15 protein-coding genes are annotated in these 17,132 nt (G+C 68.9%); all 15 read left to right on the top strand.

Annotated features, from left to right (window positions below):
- The first annotated feature begins 48 nt into the window (after nt 1-48).
- Entirely contained in the window at nt 49-363 is a 315-nt protein-coding gene (locus tag HCX50_RS14080) for a DUF2277 domain-containing protein (protein ID WP_091034964.1), read from the top strand.
- Between the two features lie 143 nt (nt 364-506).
- Nucleotides 507-1,550: a response regulator gene (locus HCX50_RS14075; protein WP_091034962.1), complete on the top strand. Its 1,044-nt coding sequence runs from the start codon at nt 507-509 to the stop codon at nt 1,548-1,550.
- On the top strand, nt 1,550-2,539 hold the full coding sequence (locus tag HCX50_RS14070) for an ATP-grasp domain-containing protein (protein WP_167634800.1): 990 nt from the start codon (nt 1,550-1,552) through the stop codon (nt 2,537-2,539). Before HCX50_RS14075 ends, HCX50_RS14070 begins: the two co-directional genes overlap by 1 nt.
- A complete protein-coding gene (locus HCX50_RS14065; RefSeq protein WP_029262251.1) occupies nt 2,536-3,249 on the top strand; it encodes a PHP domain-containing protein in 714 nt (237 codons plus the stop codon). Before HCX50_RS14070 ends, HCX50_RS14065 begins: the two co-directional genes overlap by 4 nt.
- A complete protein-coding gene (locus HCX50_RS14060) occupies nt 3,249-4,736 on the top strand; it encodes a glycosyltransferase family 2 protein (RefSeq protein ID WP_167634799.1) in 1,488 nt (495 codons plus the stop codon). Before HCX50_RS14065 ends, HCX50_RS14060 begins: the two co-directional genes overlap by 1 nt.
- Nucleotides 4,733-4,876, top strand: a complete 144-nt coding sequence (locus HCX50_RS14055) for a hypothetical protein (RefSeq protein ID WP_167381624.1) — start codon at nt 4,733-4,735, stop codon at nt 4,874-4,876. The genes HCX50_RS14060 and HCX50_RS14055 overlap by 4 nt, the downstream gene beginning before the upstream one ends.
- Nucleotides 4,873-5,220, top strand: coding sequence for a response regulator (locus HCX50_RS14050; RefSeq protein WP_029262253.1), 348 nt, complete (start codon nt 4,873-4,875; stop codon nt 5,218-5,220). The genes HCX50_RS14055 and HCX50_RS14050 overlap by 4 nt, the downstream gene beginning before the upstream one ends.
- Nucleotides 5,217-7,022 carry a sensor histidine kinase gene (locus HCX50_RS14045; protein ID WP_091034952.1) on the top strand — a complete coding sequence of 602 codons (1,806 nt, stop codon included), beginning with the start codon at nt 5,217-5,219 and terminating at the stop codon, nt 7,020-7,022. Before HCX50_RS14050 ends, HCX50_RS14045 begins: the two co-directional genes overlap by 4 nt.
- Nucleotides 7,023-7,059: 37 nt before the next feature.
- Nucleotides 7,060-7,308, top strand: coding sequence for an AbrB/MazE/SpoVT family DNA-binding domain-containing protein (locus HCX50_RS14040; RefSeq protein WP_091034950.1), 249 nt, complete (start codon nt 7,060-7,062; stop codon nt 7,306-7,308).
- On the top strand, nt 7,305-7,670 hold the full coding sequence (locus tag HCX50_RS14035; RefSeq protein ID WP_167634798.1) for a PIN domain-containing protein: 366 nt from the start codon (nt 7,305-7,307) through the stop codon (nt 7,668-7,670). Before HCX50_RS14040 ends, HCX50_RS14035 begins: the two co-directional genes overlap by 4 nt.
- Nucleotides 7,671-7,773: 103 nt before the next feature.
- Nucleotides 7,774-8,325, top strand: coding sequence for an OsmC family protein (locus HCX50_RS14030; RefSeq protein ID WP_091035867.1), 552 nt, complete (start codon nt 7,774-7,776; stop codon nt 8,323-8,325).
- A 78-nt stretch (nt 8,326-8,403) separates the two neighbouring features.
- Nucleotides 8,404-10,092: an ATP-binding cassette domain-containing protein gene (locus HCX50_RS14025; protein ID WP_167634797.1), complete on the top strand. Its 1,689-nt coding sequence runs from the start codon at nt 8,404-8,406 to the stop codon at nt 10,090-10,092.
- Between the two features lie 93 nt (nt 10,093-10,185).
- Nucleotides 10,186-11,301 (top strand): GuaB3 family IMP dehydrogenase-related protein, encoded by a 1,116-nt coding sequence (locus HCX50_RS14020; protein ID WP_091034943.1) that lies wholly within the window; start codon nt 10,186-10,188, stop codon nt 11,299-11,301.
- A 58-nt stretch (nt 11,302-11,359) separates the two neighbouring features.
- On the top strand, nt 11,360-12,118 hold the full coding sequence (locus HCX50_RS14015) for an SURF1 family protein (protein WP_205829213.1): 759 nt from the start codon (nt 11,360-11,362) through the stop codon (nt 12,116-12,118).
- A 237-nt stretch (nt 12,119-12,355) separates the two neighbouring features.
- The gene (locus HCX50_RS14010) at nt 12,356-16,978 is read left to right on the top strand and encodes an ExeM/NucH family extracellular endonuclease (protein WP_167634795.1); all 4,623 of its coding nucleotides are present in this window, start codon (nt 12,356-12,358) and stop codon (nt 16,976-16,978) included.
- Nucleotides 16,979-17,132: the final 154 nt, after the last annotated feature.

The raw sequence follows: 17,132 nt of genomic DNA, 5'->3' as shown, positions 1-17,132 counted from the left end.
CGCATCCGGCCCCTTCCGTCTGTCCAGGGCGCGGCGTAGCGTGCCGGTATGTGCCGAAACATCGTCCCGCTGAACAACCTCGAGCCCGCCGCGACCGATGACGAGTGCCACGACGCGGCGCTCCAGTTCGTCCGGAAGATCTCCGGAGCGAACGCGCCGTCGCGTGCGAATCAGGCCGTGTTCGACCGCGCCGTCGCTGAGATCGCACAGGCGACGAGAGCCCTCCTCGACGAGCTCGTCACGACCGCGCCGCCCAAGAATCGCGACGAGGAGGCGACCAAGCGCCGTGCACGCTCCGCCGAGCGCTACGAGGCGATCCGGGTCTACCAACAGGAGAAGAAGGCCGCTGCCGCGAGGTCGTGATCCGCGCGGCCCGGGTGGCGAACGGGCTATGCCAGAATCGACATACCCCGCTCGACTTTCCCAGCGGTCCGGTGTTGAAGGCGCCGAGATCGCACTCGCCGATCCCCATCGGTCAGGGAACCTCCCCAAGGAGAGCTGTACAAATGCCTGAGGATGCTCCCAGAGTCCTCGTCGTCGACGACGACGCCGACGTCGCCCTGCTCGTGAAGACCGTGCTCGAGAGGCGGGCCGGCTGCATCGTCGACGTCGCCGAAGACGGGCGGGCCGCCGTCGAACGCGTGGCGCAGGTGCGCCCCGACGTCGTCGTGACCGACATCGAGATGCCCGGACTCAACGGACTCGAACTCCTCGCCGAACTCCGGCGCACGGTTCCCACCGTGCCCGTCGTGGTGATGACCGCCCACGTGTCGGTCGAGTACGCGGTCTCGGCGCTGCGCGCGCAGGCGGACGAGTTCCTCACCAAGCCCCTCGACAACGCCAAGCTCGTCGAGTCGGTCATGCGACTGGTCGAGGAAGGACGCCGTCGCCGGGAGGAGGCGCGCCCGACGGAGCGTGTGCTCGCGATCGGCGCCCATCCCGACGACGTCGAGATCGGGGTCGGCGGACTTCTCGCCGCTCATTCTCGGGCGCAGGACGAGATCACGATCCTCACCCTGTCTCGCGGGGCCCGCGGCGGCGACGCCGCGAGCCGACAGGACGAATCCCTGGCGGCGGCGGAGATGCTCGGCGCCCGGCTGTTCCTGAAGGACCTCGTGGACACCGAGATCTCGGGCGGCGGATCGACGGTGCGCCTCATCGAGGAGGTCGTGCAGGAGATTCAGCCGACCATCGTCTACACGCACTCGAGCAATGACCGGCACCAGGACCACCGCGCCGTGAGCGAGGCCACGATCGTGGCGACCCGCCGCGTGGGCACGGTCGCCTGCTACCAGAGCCCGTCGTCGACGATCGATTTCCGTCCCACCCGGTTCGTGCGGATCGATCAGTATCTCGACGACAAGCTCCGGCTGCTCGAGCGTTTCGGCTCGCAGACGGCGAACCGCGACTACCTGGCTCCCGAGTTCGTCACCGCGACCGCGCGGTACTGGTCGCGGTTCGGCGGCGGAACAGCCGTGGAACCCCTCGAAGTGGTGCGCGAGACGGCCGAGTTCATCGGCGCCCACGAACTCAGCCGACGGGAGAGCTGATGACCACACGTGTCCTGGTGACCGGAGCGGGTGGACCGGCCGGAGTCGCCGTGATCCGATCCCTCCTCCGCCGATCCGATCTGACCGTGTTCGCCGCCGACATGGACGGCTGGGCGAGCGGCATCTATCTGGTGCCACCGGCGCAGCGTCGCCTGGTCCCTCCGGGAAGGGACGACGACTTCGTGCCGGCGATCGCGCGGATGGTCGAGGCGGACCGGATCGATCTCGTGATCTCCACCGTCGACGTCGAGCTCATCGCGCTGGCCGAGCGACGGGACGAACTGGCACCCGCCGTGCTCGCCGCCCCGTCGGCGGACACGCTGAACACCGCGCTGGACAAGCTCGCGCTCGCCGAACGGTGCGCTCCCACCGGTCTCACTCCCCGCACGGTGCTCGCCGGACCCGACGCGCAGGCCGTCGACTGGGAGTTCCCGGTCTTCGCCAAGCCGCGCCAGGGCGCCGGCAGCCGGGGCGTGCGTCTCGTGCCCGATCGGACGGCACTCGAGGCACTCCCCACGGATGAGGGGCTGATCGTGCAGGACTTCCTTCCGGGGGAGGAGTACTCGGTCGACGTCATCGCGGATGCGACGGGTCACGTGGTCGCCGCGGTGCCCCGCACCCGTGCCCGGGTCGATTCCGGGGTCGCCATCGCCGGACGCACCGTGCAGGACCCGGAGCTCGAAGAGGCGGCGGCATCGATCGCCCGCGCCATCGGACTCGTCGGCGTCGCGAACGTGCAGCTGCGCCGGGACCGCGCCGGCCGGGCCGTGCTGCTCGAGGTCAATCCGCGCTTCCCCGGCGCGCTGCCGCTGACGATCGCGGCCGGTGTCGACATCCCCTCTCTCGTGGCCGACCTGTTCCTCGGACGCGAGCTGCCGGTGCACGTCCCGTTCCGGGAGGTCGCGTCGGTGCGTTTCCTGGAGGACGTGATCGTCGAGGTGGATGACCTGCTGGTCTCCGAGCACGCGGGTCATCAGGAGGAGCTGTGACCCACGCCGTACTGCGCGGCGACCATCACGTGCACTCGACCTTCTCGGACGATGCCGTCTCGACGCTGGCCCAGAACGTCGATGCCGCGGTCGCGGCCGGGTTGACCACGCTGCGTCTCGTCGACCACGTGCGTCAGAGCACCACGTGGGTGCCCGAGTACCTGGCCGCCGTGCGCGCGCTGCGGGTGCCCGATGGACTCACCGTGCTCTCGGGCGTCGAGGCCAAGATCCTCGATGCCGCGGGGGCGCTCGACATCCCGGTGCTGCCGGAGGGCATCGACCGGATCCTGATCGCCGATCACCAGTTCCCGGGAACGGACGGCCCCCTCGGCCCCTCGACCGTGCGCGATCGGATCGCCGCGGGTTGGGCCCCGGACGACGTGCTGGATCAGTTCGTCGACGCGCTCATCGCGACGATGCGTCGGCATCCCGGGAATCAGCTCGCGCACTGCTTCTCGATCCTCCCCAAGATCGGTCTGTCCGAGTTCGATCTCGGCCCGGAGCGCACGCAGGCGTGGGCGCTCGCCGCGGCGCAGACCGACACCCTGGTCGAGGTCAATGAGAAGTGGGGGTGCCCCGGCGTCGAAGCGCTGTCGGCCCTCCGCCGCGCCGGGGGAGTGATCGTCGCCTCCACGGACAGCCACGACGCCGCCGAGGTCGGCCGCTACTCGCGGGTGATTCCGCTGCTCGATGCGGTGGAGGCCGCCTGATGGCCGATCTGACCTGGCTGCAGACCGTGTTCGTGGTCATCCTCCTGCTGTGCGTTCTGGTCGGCACGCTGCCGGTGATCAACACGGGACTGCAGTTCCTCATGCTGCCGGTGCATGCGTTCCGCAACCACTACGGCAAGGCCGCGCCGTACCATCCGAACGTCGCCGTCATCATCCCGGCGTGGAACGAGGGGGCTGTCATCGGCCCGGCGATCGAGCGGCTGCTCCAGCTGGAGTACCCCGCCGATCGCCTGCGCGTGTTCGTCGTCGACGACGCGTCCACCGACGACACCCCCGCTATCGTCGGGGCCAAGGCCGATGCCCACCCCGGACGGGTCGTGCACCTGCGGCGCGAGAAGGGTGGCGAGGGCAAGGCTCACACGCTCAACCACGGCCTGGATGTGGTGCTCGCCGACGTCTGGACCGAAGCCGTGCTCATCATGGACGCCGACGTGATCTTCGCGCGCGACTCCCTGCGCAAACTCAGCCGGCATCTCGCCGATGACAAGGTCGGGGCGGTGACCGCCTACATCGCCGAGGGCAGCCGCGACCGCAACTACCTCACGCGGTTCATCGCGATCGAGTACGTGATCGGCCAGCTCTCCGCCCGTCGGGTGCAGAACGTCGGCGGCGCGATCGCCTGTCTCGCCGGCGGCGCCCAGCTGCATTCGCGGGCCAACCTCGAGGCGATCGGCGGGCACATCCCGACGGGGACTCTCGCCGAAGACACGATGACCACGTTCGAGGGTCAGCTCAAGGGTCGCCGGATGGTGTTCGAGCCGCACGCCGTCGTGCTCGCCGAAGAGCCGCGGACGATCGACAGCCTCTGGAAGCAGCGACTGCGCTGGGCCCGCGGCAACGTGCAGCTGACCTCGATCTACCGCAAGCTGTGGTTCCGTCCGAGCCGCGAGCACAACCTGGGCAGCTTCTCGTTCGGACTGGCCTGGTTCACCATCCTCCTGCTGCCCGCGTTCATGCTGCTCGCCGCGGCGGGAATGCTCGCTCTGCTCGTGCTGCACAGCGACATCGCGGAGTTCGTGTTCCGCTTCATGTGGATCTCGGCGGCCTGCATCTACCTGTATTCGATGCTGTACGCGGTGCAGCTCGATCCCCGTACGGGCCGGCACTCCTGGCGCGAGGCGATCATGTTCCCGGGGCTGGGTGCGCTCCTCCTGATGGCGATCGCCCTCTTCCCGTGGGCATTCGAATCCGGTCTCGAGGCCGTCGGACTGGATCTCACCGACGAGACGCGCATCCTCTGGGCCGTGATCTTCTACCTCTGGGGCCCGATCTCGATGCTCGGGATCTGGCTCGCGCGCGCGGTCGAGAAGCTTCCGGGCGGGCGTTTCTTCGCCGGGCTCCTGCTCTACATCTGCGGCTACGGCTCCCTGCTGTGCGCGATCACCGTGGACTCCTACATCAAAGAGTGGCGTCGTGCCGACGCCTCCTGGATCAAGACCGAGAAGATCGGACGCGTCGACTCATGAACGCTGCACCGTCACCCGAAGCCGAGCGGGAGGAGATCGTCGCGGATGCCCGGCGCGAGCGACGACTGATCCCGCAGGCTGTTCTCGCGCTCGTCGTCGTCGTCGTGGTCGTCGTCGTGCGAGAGCTGTTCCTTCGATGACCGGGAGGCCGTTGGCCCTCGTCGTCGAGGACGCTCCCGACCAGGCTGCGCTCCTGCGGCGTTATCTCGATCGTGAGGGCTTCGATGTCTTCATCGCGCACGACGCCGAGTCGGCGATCGCGGCCTTCCCGGACATCGATCCGGTGGTCGCCGTGCTCGATCTGCTGCTCCCGGGGATCTCCGGGCAGGCCTGCGCGCGCCTGGTGCAGGAGCGATTCCCCGACTGCTTCCTCGTGATCAGCTCGGTGCTCGATGCCGCTGACTACCCGCCGGCGGATGCCGCGCTGCCGAAACCGATCACGGGCGCCGACCTGCATCGCATCGTGGAGCAGGTGAAGCGGTGAGGGCGACCCCGATCGACCGGGCCGAGAGCCGGTGGTACCGGATGTTCGACAACCCGAGCCCGCTGGTCAAGCAGCTGCCGTCGGCGGCCGCGATTGTCATCGCGGCGCTGCTGTCATGGGGGAACGCGGACCTGCCTTTCACGAACCTCGGCGTCGCCCTCCTCGGCATCGGCCTTCTCCTCGCTGCGACGCTGCAGGCTGCGGTGCTCAGCGCCCGTCACGTCTATGACGGCTGGGTCGTGCTGCTCGTCCCGATGATCGACATCATCGGGTTCGGTTTCTTCCGGGCCGGCACGGGCGGCGCCTCGTCCATCTTCGGTTCGCTGGTCATCCTGCCTGTGGTGTGGATCGCGGCCGCCCCCGGCATCCGCTGGGTCTTCGTGGTCGGCGGACTCACCTCCATCGCCCTGCTCCTGCCGTACTTCGCCGATCCGCCCTCGACGTCGGTGGAGTGGCTGCGCGGGGTCATCGGGCCGCTGGTGTTCTCCGCGGTCGCGGCCGTCGTCAATGAGCTGTCCCGACAGCAGCGCATGCGCGTCGACCAGGCGGAGGAGCTCGTCGTCGAACGCACGCGAGCGTTGTCGGAGAACGTCGCGATGATCGTGCAGCTCCGCGACAAAGAACGTCAGTACCGCGAGCTGCTGGACTCGTTCGAGAGCCTGTGGGCGTCGATCACGGCGCAGGCGGTGATCGCGACGGACTGCAGCGGGAAGATCACGGCCTGGAATCCCGGAGCGGAACGCCTGCTGGGACTCTCGGCGGAGGAGGCCCGCGACGACGTGCGCATCGACCGCTTCTTCTCGACGGCGGTCCTGTCGATGCTGGCCGCCGACAACGTCGACCGTCCCGGCTCGGACCACGAGCTTCTGCCCGGCTACGCGGAGCTCTCGCCCGGAATCCAGGCGCTGTTCTCGCAGGCTGACGCCGGGCTCCCGGTCGACGGGGACGTCGAGGTGACGACGGCGGGCGGTACGACGGTTCCCGCCCGGGTCACCGTCACCCCGCACAAGGACGGCGCCGGCGCGCAGCAGGGATACCTGTTCGTGCTCACCGACGAGACCAGGGCGGTCGAGGTCGCGCGCATGAAGGACGAGTTCGTGGGGATGATCTCCCACGAGCTGCGCACGCCGCTGAGCGCGATCATCGGCTTCCTCGATCTGCTGCAGAACGATCCAGGCCAGCCTCTCACCGAGGACCAGCAGGAGTTCGTCGGCATCATCGAGCGCAATGCGAAGCGTCTGCTCAACCTCGTCGGCGATCTGCTCTTCACCGCGCAGGTCGAGTCCGGGAGGTTCCCGCTCGAGCGCGAAGAGGTCGATATCGCCGAGCTCGTCCGATCGGCGGTTGTCTCGGCGGGTCCGCACGCGCAGCGCGAGGGCATAGAGATCGCGGCGGAGGTCGGTGCTGACGCCATTCCTCTCCTGATCGACTCCGGGCGGATCGGTCAGGCTCTCGACAATCTGCTGTCCAACGCGATCAAGTTCACCCCGCGTGGCGGGCGCGTCAACGCCCGCGTCCGTCCGGTCGACGGGGGAGTGGAGCTGGCCGTGCAGGACACGGGCGTCGGGATCCCGGAAGACGAACAGGGGATGCTGTTCACCCGGTTCTTCCGTGCGTCGACCGCGACGCGCAACGCCGTGCCGGGCGTGGGGCTCGGGCTCACGATCACCCGGGCGATCGTCCTGGCGCACGGCGGGAGCATGGATGTCACCAGCCAGGAGGGCGTGGGCACCGAGTTCCGCTTCGTCCTGCCGTCGGCGCCCCGCACCGAAGTGCTGATGAGTGTGAGCCGCGCCGACTGATCTCCCACCGCGAGAGCGCGAGTGGTACCGTGGGGCAATGGATACCACATTCGTCGCACCGATGGGTGATCGTGGTCGTCTGGTCATCCCGGCCGAGCTCCGCAGCCGCCAGCATTGGGAGCAGGGTGTGCCGCTGCTGATGATCGAGACTGCGGGTGGGGTCATCCTGGTCACCCGCGAGCAGGCCAAGGCCCTCGTCAGGTCTCAGCTGGAAGGCAAGGACGTTCTGGAATCGCTTCTCGCCGAACGTCGGGCGGCCGCAAGCTCCGAGGACGCCGCTGCGTGATCGTCCTGGATGCGTCCGCACTCCTCGCATTCCTGCAGGGCGAACCCGGAGCCGATCGCGTCGAGGAGGCTCTCGACGAAGCGGTGGTCGGAGCGGCGAACTGGTCCGAGGTCGCGCAGAAGGTGCGCGCCTCCGGTGCCGACTGGGGCGTGGCGTCCGGACTGCTGCTCAGCTATCGACTGCGCGTCGAGCCGGTGTCGCACCGTGACGCCGAGGAGGCGGCCCGGTTGTGGAAGCGCGGGAGCGGCCTTTCGCTCGGCGATCGGCTGTGCCTCGCGGTAGCGGCGCGTCTCGACGCGGTCGCGCTCACGGCGGATCGCGCCTGGGGCGAATCCAAACGCGTCGAGCAGCTCCGGCGTTGACCCTGAACCGCGGAGCGTCGCATCCGTGACGCTCCGTGTCCGGGTGTGAAGCCGGATGACGTGACCCGTACGGCGCGAGTGAGCGGATCGCTACCTTCGGGCCATGACTCTCCTCCAGGACCAGCTCGCCGGCATCGCCGATGTCACTCCCGCCGAGCGCTCGCAGCGACTCACCGACGCGGGTACCGCGTGGAACGAGCGGATCGCCGCGGATGCCGCGAACGCGCAGCTCACCTACCGCGTGAGCGGGCGCGGCATCGGCTCCGTCGCCACAGAGATCCGCGCAGGGAAGCACCGCTTCCTGGTCGACGAGCCCGGCGCGCTGGCCGGAGACGACGTGGCGGCGAGCCCCGTCGAGTACGCGCTGGGTGCGCTCATCTCCTGTCAGGTGGTCGTGTACCGTCTCTACGCGCAGGCGCTCGGTCTCACGATCGATGAGATCGAGATCACCGCGGAGGGCGACCTCGATGTCCGCACGCTCTTCGGCATCGACGAGTCGGGGAGGGCGGGCTTCCATGATGTCCGGGTCTCGGTCGACATCACGGGCCCGGACAGCGCCGAGCAGTACGAGAACCTGCGCACCGTCGTCGATGCGCACTGCCCCGTGTTCGATCTCTTCGCGGCGCCCGTGCCGACATCGAGCGCTCTCGCCTGAGCGCGGTTCGGTGCGTGGCGTCCGCGCCTGATAGCCTGGTCGGCTCGGCATGCGCGGGCGGAAGGACGGCCACGCACCGTGGGCTACATCGATGTCTCCAGCGTCTCACTGACGCTCCCCGACGGCAGACCGCTTCTCGACGAGGCGACTTTTCGGGTCGGCGCCGGCTCCACCAGCGCCCTGATCGGACCGAACGGGGCGGGCAAGACCACCCTGTTGCGGATCATCCGGGGCGATCAGGCGGCCGATGACGGGGTCGTGACCATCGACGGCGGACTCGGCGTCATGGATCAGTTCGTCGGTCACGGCGAGGCGGGCGAGACGGTGCACCAGCTGCTGACGCGCGTCGCCCCGGCCCGCATTCGCGCGGCGGCCGAAGCTCTCGAGGCCGCCGAGAACGCACTGATCGAGCGCGACGAGCACGACACGCAGATGGCATACGCGTCGGCGATCTCCGAGTACGCGGACGCCGGCGGCTACGAGCACGAGACCGTCTGGGATCAGTGCACGGTCGCAGCGCTCGGCGTGCCGTTCGAGCGGGCGCGATATCGCGAGCTCACGATGCTCTCCGGCGGCGAGCAGAAGCGGCTCGCGCTCGAAGCCCTGCTGCGCGGACCCGACGAGGTGCTGCTGCTCGACGAGCCCGACAACTACCTCGATGTCCCGACCAAGCGGTGGTTGGAGGAGCAGCTTCGTCAGACGCCCAAGACCGTGCTGCTCGTCTCGCACGACCGGGAGTTGCTCGCCCGTGCCGTCGACCGGCTGATCACGCTCGAGCCGGGCGGCGCCGGTGCCACGGCGTGGGTGCACGGTGGAGGGTTCGCCACCTACCAGCAAGCGCGGACCGACCGGATGGACCGCCTCGACGAGCTGCGTCGGCGCTGGGACGAGCAGCACGAGAAGCTGCGCACGCTGGTCGCGAACCTCAAGGTGAAGGCGTCGGCGAACGACGGCTTCGCCTCGCGCTATCAGGCGGCGCAGACCCGCCTGCGCAAGTTCGAGGAGGCGGGGCCGCCCGAGGAGCGACCGCCCGCGCAGGACTTCGACATGCGTCTGCGCGGCTCCCGCACCGGCAAGCGGGCCGTGGTCGCACAGCGTCTCGAGTTGACCGGGCTCATGCGTGCCTTCGATGCGGAGGTCTGGTACGGCGACCGGGTCGCAGTGCTCGGTTCGAACGGATCGGGCAAGTCGCACTTCCTGCGACTGCTCGCGCGCGGCGGCAGCGACCCTGATGCCACCCTCGGCCATGTCACGACGACCGGAGAGCAGGTCAGCGCGGTCGCGCACACCGGCACGGCGACTCTCGGTGCACGCGTCGTGCCGGGGCTGTTCGCGCAGACCCATGCGCACCCGGAGTTCGTCGGGCGCACGCTGCTGGAGATCCTGCACCGCGGCGACGATCGTCGTGCGGGGATGCCTCGGGATGCCGCGAGTTCGGCGCTCGACCGGTACGGGCTCGTGCGGCAGGCGCAGCAGACGTTCGACTCGCTGTCGGGCGGGCAGCAGGCGCGGTTCCAGGTGCTGCTGCTCGAACTCTCCGGGGCGACGCTGCTGCTGTTGGACGAGCCGACCGACAACCTGGACCTGGAGTCCGCCGAGGCGCTGGAGCAGGCCCTGGCGCGGTTCGAGGGGACGGTGCTGGCGGTCACCCACGACCGCTGGTTCGCCCGGTCGTTCGACCGCTTCCTGGTCTTCGGGTCGGACGGCGACGTCTATGAATCGGGCGAACCCGTGTGGGACGAGAAGCGGGTGGCTCGTGCGCGCTGACGGCGCGGGTTCAGGACGCGGGATGGCTCCCGAGCTCGGATCCCTCTCCCCGCACGGAGGCGTCCGACCGCCGGGTAGGCTGGAGGGGTGACCATGGAGATCGAGCTCGGCCGAGGAAAGCGCGCACGTCGCGCGTACACGTTCGATGACATCGCGGTGGTGCCTTCTCGGCGCACGCGCAACCCGGAGGACGTGTCCACTGCCTGGACGATCGACGCCTTCGGTTTCGGCATCCCGGTGCTCGGAGCCCCCATGGACTCGGTCGTTAGCCCGCAGACGGCGATCATGCTGGGCCAGCTGGGCGGACTGGGCGTGCTGGACCTCGAGGGTCTGTGGACCCGGTACGAGAACCCGGAGCCGCTGCTCGCCGAGATCGCCGGTCTCGACGAGGCAACGGCCACGGTCCGCATGCAGGAGCTGTACTCCGAGCCGATCAAGCCCGAGCTCATCACTCGCCGCCTCGCCGAGATCCGCGAGGCCGGCGTCACGGTGGCGGGCTCGCTCACGCCGCAGCGCACGCAGGAGTTCTACGACACGGTGGCTCGTGCGGGAGTCGACCTGTTCGTCATCCGCGGCACCACGGTCTCGGCCGAGCACGTGTCCAGCGTCGCCGAGCCCCTGAACCTCAAGAAATTCATCTACGACCTCGACGTCCCCGTCATCGTCGGCGGAGCCGCCACCTACACCGCGGCCCTGCACCTCATGCGTACCGGAGCAGCCGGAGTGCTCGTCGGCTTCGGCGGGGGAGCGGCGTCCACGACCCGCGCGACCCTCGGCATCCACGCGCCGATGGCGACTGCCGTCTCCGACGTCGCCGCCGCGCGACGCGACTACCTCGACGAGTCCGGCGGCCGCTACGTGCACGTCATCGCCGACGGGGGAGTCGGCACCTCCGGCGACATCGTCAAGGCGCTCGCCATGGGAGCGGATGCCGTCATGCTCGGCGTCGCGCTGGCCCGTGCCACCGACGCGCCGGGACGCGGATTCCACTGGGGTCCCGAGGCCCACCACCCGAAGCTCCCGCGCGGTCGTCGGGTCGAGGTCGGCGGCATCGGCACGCTCGAAGAGATCCTCTACGGCCCCGCGCCGGTCGCCGACGGCACCGCGAACCTGATCGGTGCGCTGCGGAAGTCGATGGCGACCACCGGATACTCCGACCTCAAGGAGTTCCAGCGGGTCGAGGTCGTGCTCGCGCCGTACGAGGCCTGAGGTTCAGCGCACCACCGTGACGACACCTGCTCTGTTCCCCCCGACCCTTCGTGAGGTCATGCTCCGGGGACGCTGGATCGGCATGCTGCTGCTCTGCCTCCTCGTCGCCGGTGTGTTCGCCTGGCTCGGCCAGTGGCAGCTCGAGCGCGCGATCGAGACCGATCCGCCGGACCCCGGCGCGACCGAGCAGGTGCAGCAGCTCACTGACGTCCTCGAGCCGGCGCAATACCTCCCGGAGCCCCTGGTGGGACAGCGGGTGGAGACCTCCGGTGCGTGGGTTCCCGAGGACTTCATCGTCGTGTCGAGCCGGTTCAACGACGACGTCGAAGGCTACTGGGTCACCGGTCAGCTGCGCGTCGACGAGCGCACCTCCATCGCGGTAGCGATCGGATGGGCGCCGGATCGGTCCACCGCCGACGCGGCGGTGGAGGAACTCGAGGCGGGTGCCGACGGCTCTCCTGTCGATATCACCGGGCGCATCATCTCGGACGAGGGCCCCAAGGTCCCCCCGCACTCCGATCCCGCACAGCTGGACAGGATGTCGCCCGCCGCGCTTCTCAGCCGCTGGCACGACATCGATCAGCTCGACGTCTACCGCCCCTACCTGGCTTCGACCACCGCGTCGGCCGGGCTGGTCGACATCTCGTCGCCGGCCCCCGAGGAGATGTCGCCGGTGAACTGGCTCAACGTCTTCTACGCCGTGGAATGGGCGATCTTCGCCGGGTTCGCGTTCTACCTCTGGTATCGCCTCGCGAAAGACGCCTGGGAGCGCGAGGTCGAAGAGTTCGAAGACGCGGCGGCCGCGGAAACCGTCTGATCGATCCGCGCATCCGCGCGCGATTCGGTGCGCAATTGCGTGCCGCCGCCTCCCGATAGCGACCTTCGTCAGGGGTCGTCGAGGCCATCCGGTGAGCGCTGGATGTCGAATCGGAAAACTCCGTTGAGGATGTCCGGACCGCTACGTATGCTCGCACCATGTGAGCATGCTGGGAGTTTCCCCTGTGTGCAGCGTCAGTCCTGAGAAGTGTCGAACCCGACCGAGGAGACAGCACCGATGATGTCCGCTCCAGACGACGAGAACCGCATGGGTTCCGTCTCGCACCGTAGAAGTCGGGGGCGCATCGGCGCTCTCGCCGTGACCTGCGTCGCCGCGCTGAGCCTCGGCTCGCTGGCCGCTGTGCCCGCCACAGCCGACACCACCGGCACGGGGGTGGTGATCAACGAGGCGTACCTCTCCGGCGGCAGCGCAGGGGCGGCGTTCAAGAACAAGTTCGTCGAGCTCTACAACCCGACCTCGGCGCCGATCACCCTCGACGGCATGTCGCTGCAGTACCGGTCCGGCACCGGCACGGGCGCCGCCAACGGCGTCGCCGCGCTCACCGGCGTGATCCCGGCCGGCGGTCACTACCTCGTGCAGGGCAACAGCAACGGCGCGAACGGCGCCGAACTGCCCGCTCCGGACGCCACGAGCACACTGACCCCGAGCGGCACCACAGGAACGCTGGCGCTCGTCGAGGGCACGGCGGCGGTGACTCTCACTCCCGGTTCGGTCGTGGGCGTCGACGGCGTGGTCGACCTGCTCGGCTACGGCACCTCCAACACGTTCGAGGCCAAGGCGGCTACCCCGCCCGCCGGCAACACCGACGTGAAGTCGCTGAACCGCACCGACGGCGTCGACACCGACGACAACAGCGCCGACTTCACACTCTCGGCCACGATCACCCCGCAGAACTCCGGCGACACCGACCCGGGCACGGACCCGGGTGGCGAGCCGACCAAGGCGACGATCGCCGAGGTGCAGGGCACGACCGACGTCTCTCCGCTGAGCGGCAAGACCGTGCAGGTCGAGGGCGTCGTCACGGCCGACTACCGCACCGGCGGCTACAAGGGCATCGTCATCCAGACGCAGGGCTCCGGCGGTGCGACGGACGCGACGCCCGGTGCCTCCGACGGCGTGTTCGTCTTCCTGAACGCACTGGCACCGAGCCTCGAGATCGGCGACCTCGTCTCGGTCACCGGCTCCGTGAGCGAGTACTTCGGGCAGACACAGCTCAACCCGGCCGCAGCAGCCGACATCGGGGTGCTGACCGCCGGCGTCGGCGTTCCCGCCGTCACGCCGCTGCCCGCCACGGTGCAGGGTGCCGACCGCGAGCAGTACGAGAACATGTATGTGGCTCCCGAGGGCAGCTACCGTCTCGCCTCCAGCCACCAGCTCTTCAACTTCGGCACGCTGTGGCTGAACGCCGGAGCAGACCTCGCGGTGAAGAGCACCGAGACCACTCGTCCCGGCGACGAGGCGGCGGCGATCGCCGCGGCCAACCGTGCCAACCGCATCCTGCTCGACGACGGCTGGTCCATCCAGGTGTCCAACAGCGGACACCCGGGCGAGCAGCCGTACTTCACGAAGGATGCCGTCGTCCGCAACGGCGACACGGTCGACTTCGGCGACAACGGTTACGTGCTGCAGTGGGGCTTCAACGACTGGCGTCTGCAGCCCGTCGTGCCGATCGACGACTCCTCGTCCGCCGACCTCAAGGTCGGCTTCGAGGCGACGAACCCGCGCACCGCATCCGCGCCCGAGGTGGGCGGCGACGTGCAGGTCGCGTCCTTCAACGTCTACAACTACTTCACGACGCTCAAGAGCGAGAACTCCAACGCCCGCGGGGCCGCGAACGCGGCGCAGTTCGCGATCCAGAAGTCCAAGATCGTCGCGGCGATCAACGGACTCGACGCCGAGATCGTCTCCCTCATGGAGATCGAGAACTCGGTCAAGCTCGGAAAGCCCGTCGACGCGGCCCTCAAAGACCTGGTCGCGGGCCTCAACGCCGACGCCGGCAGCGATGTGTGGGGCTACGTTCCCACGCCCGCCGCGCTGAACGATGCGGCGACGACCGACTTCATCACCAACGCGATCATCTACAAGAAAGACGCCGTCGAGACGGTGGGCGACAGCGCCACGGTGACCGACGAGACCGTGTGGGGCAACGCCCGCGAGCCGATCGCGCAGGCGTTCGACATCGACGGTCGCGTCGTCACGGTGGTGGCGAATCACCTGAAGTCGAAGTCGCCGCCCGAGGGGGCGGGCGCGGAGCCGGCCGACGGTCAGGGCTTCTTCAACGCCGACCGCGTGAAGCAGGCGAATGCGATCCTCGCCTTCACTGCCGACCTCGAGGAGACCACCGGCAGCAGTGACATGCTGCTGATCGGCGACTTCAACGCCTACGGCAAGGAAGACCCGATCAACGTGTTCACGTCGAACGGGTGGAGCGACCTCGTCGCCGACAAGACCGATGGCCAGTACACGTACACGTTCGACGGTGAACTCGGTTCGCTCGACCACGTGATCGCGTCGCCGTCGCTCGCCTCGTCGATCACAAGCGCAGGCGTGTGGGGCATCAACTCGCCGGAGTGGAGCGACCGCGGCTACGCGTACGGCGCCACCGACGAGGGCACGCCCTACCGGTCCAGCGACCATGACCCGATCATCGTCGGCGTCTCCTCGGAGATCCCGCCGGTGAGCATCGACGTCGTCACGGTCAACGACTTCCATGGACGGATCGAGGCCGACGGTGCTGCCGCCGGTGCCGCCGTCCTCGCGGGAGCCGTGAAGCAGTTCCGCGACGAGAACCCGAACACGATCTTCGCCGGTGCCGGCGACCTGATCGGGGCTTCGACGTTCACCTCGTTCATCAACGATGACAACCCGACGATCGACGCGCTGAACGCGGCCGGTCTCGATGTCAGCGCTGCGGGCAACCACGAGTTCGACCAGGGCTGGGAAGACCTGCGCGACCGCGTGCAGGAACGTGCGGACTGGGAGTACATCTCGTCGAACGTGTTCGTCACCGAGACCGGCGAGCCTGCGCTCGCACCGGCCTGGGTGAAGGAGCTCGACGGCGTGAAGGTCGGCTTCGTCGGTGCCGTCACCGAAGACCTCGACTCGCTCGTCTCGCCCGAGGGCATCAAGGACCTCGAGGTCCGCAGCATCGCCGACTCCGTGAATGCGGTGGCCGACGATCTGCGCGACGGTGACGAGTCCAACGGTGAGGCGGATGTCGTCATCCTGCTCGTGCACGAGGGCGCCTCCAGCGTCGAGCTGTCGAGCATCACCCCGGATTCGCCCCTTGGCGAGATCGTCTACGGTGTCGACGACGACGTGGACGCGATCGTGTCGGCACACACCCACCTCGCGTACAACCACGTGATCGACGGCCGCCCGGTCGTCTCGGCGGGGCAGTACGGCGAGAACCTGGGCCTGATGAACATCAAGGTCGACCCGAAGACGAAGGACTTGATCTCGATCACCAACGAGATCAAGCCCCTCACCGCTGCCGGCAAGCCGCTGTACCCGGCGGTGCCCGAGGTGCAGGCGATCGTCGACCAGGCCAAGGCCGAGGCCGACGTGCTGGGCGCGATCAAGGTCGGCGACATCACGGCCGACTTCAACCGCGCACGCCAGAGCGACGGCAAGACGGAGAACCGCGGTGGCGAGTCCACCATCGGCAACTTCGTCGCCGATGTGCAGCAGTGGTCCACGGGCGCCGACCTGGCACTCATGAACCCTGGGGGCATCCGCGCGAACCTCACCTACGCCTCGTCCAACGCGAACGACCCGAACGGCAACGTCACCTATCGCGAGGCGGCGACGGTACAGCCGTTCGCCAACACGCTGGTGACGCTGACGCTCACCGGCACGCAGCTGAAGGGCGTGCTCGAGGAGCAGTGGCAACCGGCGGGTTCGGCGCGTCCGTTCCTGAAGCTCGGAGTCTCGGAGGGGCTGGTCTACACCTACGACCCCACCGCGGCGCAGGGCTCGCGGATCACGTCGATCACGCTCAACGGCACGCCGGTCGACCCGGCAGCGAACTACACGGTCGCCGCCAACTCGTTCCTCGCTGCGGGTGGAGACAACTTCTTCACCTTCAAGGAGGGCGCGGGCAAGCGCGACACCGGCAAGATCGACCTGCAGTCGATGGTCGACTGGTTCGACGCGAACAAGACCGCGAGCCCCGACCAGGCTCAGCGCGCGGTCGGTGTCGCCGTCAGCGCGGCGGATGCCGACGGCTACAGCGCCGGCGACCAGGTGACGGTGTCGCTCTCCTCGCTGGCCTTCAGCGCGGGCGAGCCGGCGCCGGGCGATGTGACGCTCTCGCTGGGCGACACGGTGCTCGCCACCGGAGCCGTCGACCCCGCAGTCGTCGACACCACCGATGAGGGTGGGCGCGCCAGCCTCACCTTCACTGTTCCCTCGGGCGTCTTCGGCGAGCAGTCGCTCACTGTCGCGGTCGCCGGAACCGGGACGACGGTGCAGGTGCCGTTCACGATCGCCGGTGAGGAGGAGTTCGCCGGCACGATCGCCCTCGGGTCGTCCAAGGTGACGGCGGGCAAGAACCTCAAGGTGACCGGTGAAGGCTACGTGCCCGGTGAGACGGTGAACATCGAGCTGCGTCCGAAGAAGGGCAAGCCCGTCCAGGTCGGCACGGTCCAGGTGGGGGCTGACGGTACGTTCAGCACCCAGGTCACCGTGCCGAAGAGCGCGCCGTCGGGCAAGTACACCGTCGCCGCTTCTCAGGCCGACGGGGACGCGGCGACCGCCACGGTCACCGTCAACCGCGCCGGCGGCATCATCGGCGCGATCCTCGACTGGCTCTGGGAACTGCTCACCCGGTGGTTCTGATCGGGGAAGAGCGGTTCTGATCCGCTAGTCGGATGACACAGGCGGAGGCCGCCGGGAGCAATCCTGGCGGCCTTCGTCGTCGCCTCTCTCCGAAGTTGTGCGGGCGCGGGGTAGGGGAGCGCGTCGCGGCCCCCGGCGTCGTGAGGCCGATCGC

The sequence above is a fragment of the Microbacterium sp. B19(2022) genome (genome assembly GCF_012030385.1).
Taxonomy (GTDB): Bacteria; Actinomycetota; Actinomycetes; order Actinomycetales; family Microbacteriaceae; genus Microbacterium; species Microbacterium oxydans_B.
Note: the sequence above shows the minus strand (reverse complement) of the source record. Positions and strands in the feature narration are given on the sequence as shown.

Coding starts and splice junctions, on each gene's coding strand:
- HCX50_RS14010 (WP_167634795.1), top strand. CDS start 12,356: ATGATGTCCGCTCCAGACGACGAGAACCGCATGGGTTCCGTCTCGCAC.
- HCX50_RS14070 (WP_167634800.1), top strand. CDS start 1,550: ATGACCACACGTGTCCTGGTGACCGGAGCGGGTGGACCGGCCGGAGTC.
- HCX50_RS14030 (WP_091035867.1), top strand. CDS start 7,774: ATGACTCTCCTCCAGGACCAGCTCGCCGGCATCGCCGATGTCACTCCC.
- HCX50_RS14050 (WP_029262253.1), top strand. CDS start 4,873: ATGACCGGGAGGCCGTTGGCCCTCGTCGTCGAGGACGCTCCCGACCAG.
- HCX50_RS14060 (WP_167634799.1), top strand. CDS start 3,249: ATGGCCGATCTGACCTGGCTGCAGACCGTGTTCGTGGTCATCCTCCTG.
- HCX50_RS14055 (WP_167381624.1), top strand. CDS start 4,733: ATGAACGCTGCACCGTCACCCGAAGCCGAGCGGGAGGAGATCGTCGCG.
- HCX50_RS14075 (WP_091034962.1), top strand. CDS start 507: ATGCCTGAGGATGCTCCCAGAGTCCTCGTCGTCGACGACGACGCCGAC.
- HCX50_RS14015 (WP_205829213.1), top strand. CDS start 11,360: ATGCTCCGGGGACGCTGGATCGGCATGCTGCTGCTCTGCCTCCTCGTC.
- HCX50_RS14080 (WP_091034964.1), top strand. CDS start 49: ATGTGCCGAAACATCGTCCCGCTGAACAACCTCGAGCCCGCCGCGACC.
- HCX50_RS14020 (WP_091034943.1), top strand. CDS start 10,186: ATGGAGATCGAGCTCGGCCGAGGAAAGCGCGCACGTCGCGCGTACACG.
- HCX50_RS14040 (WP_091034950.1), top strand. CDS start 7,060: ATGGATACCACATTCGTCGCACCGATGGGTGATCGTGGTCGTCTGGTC.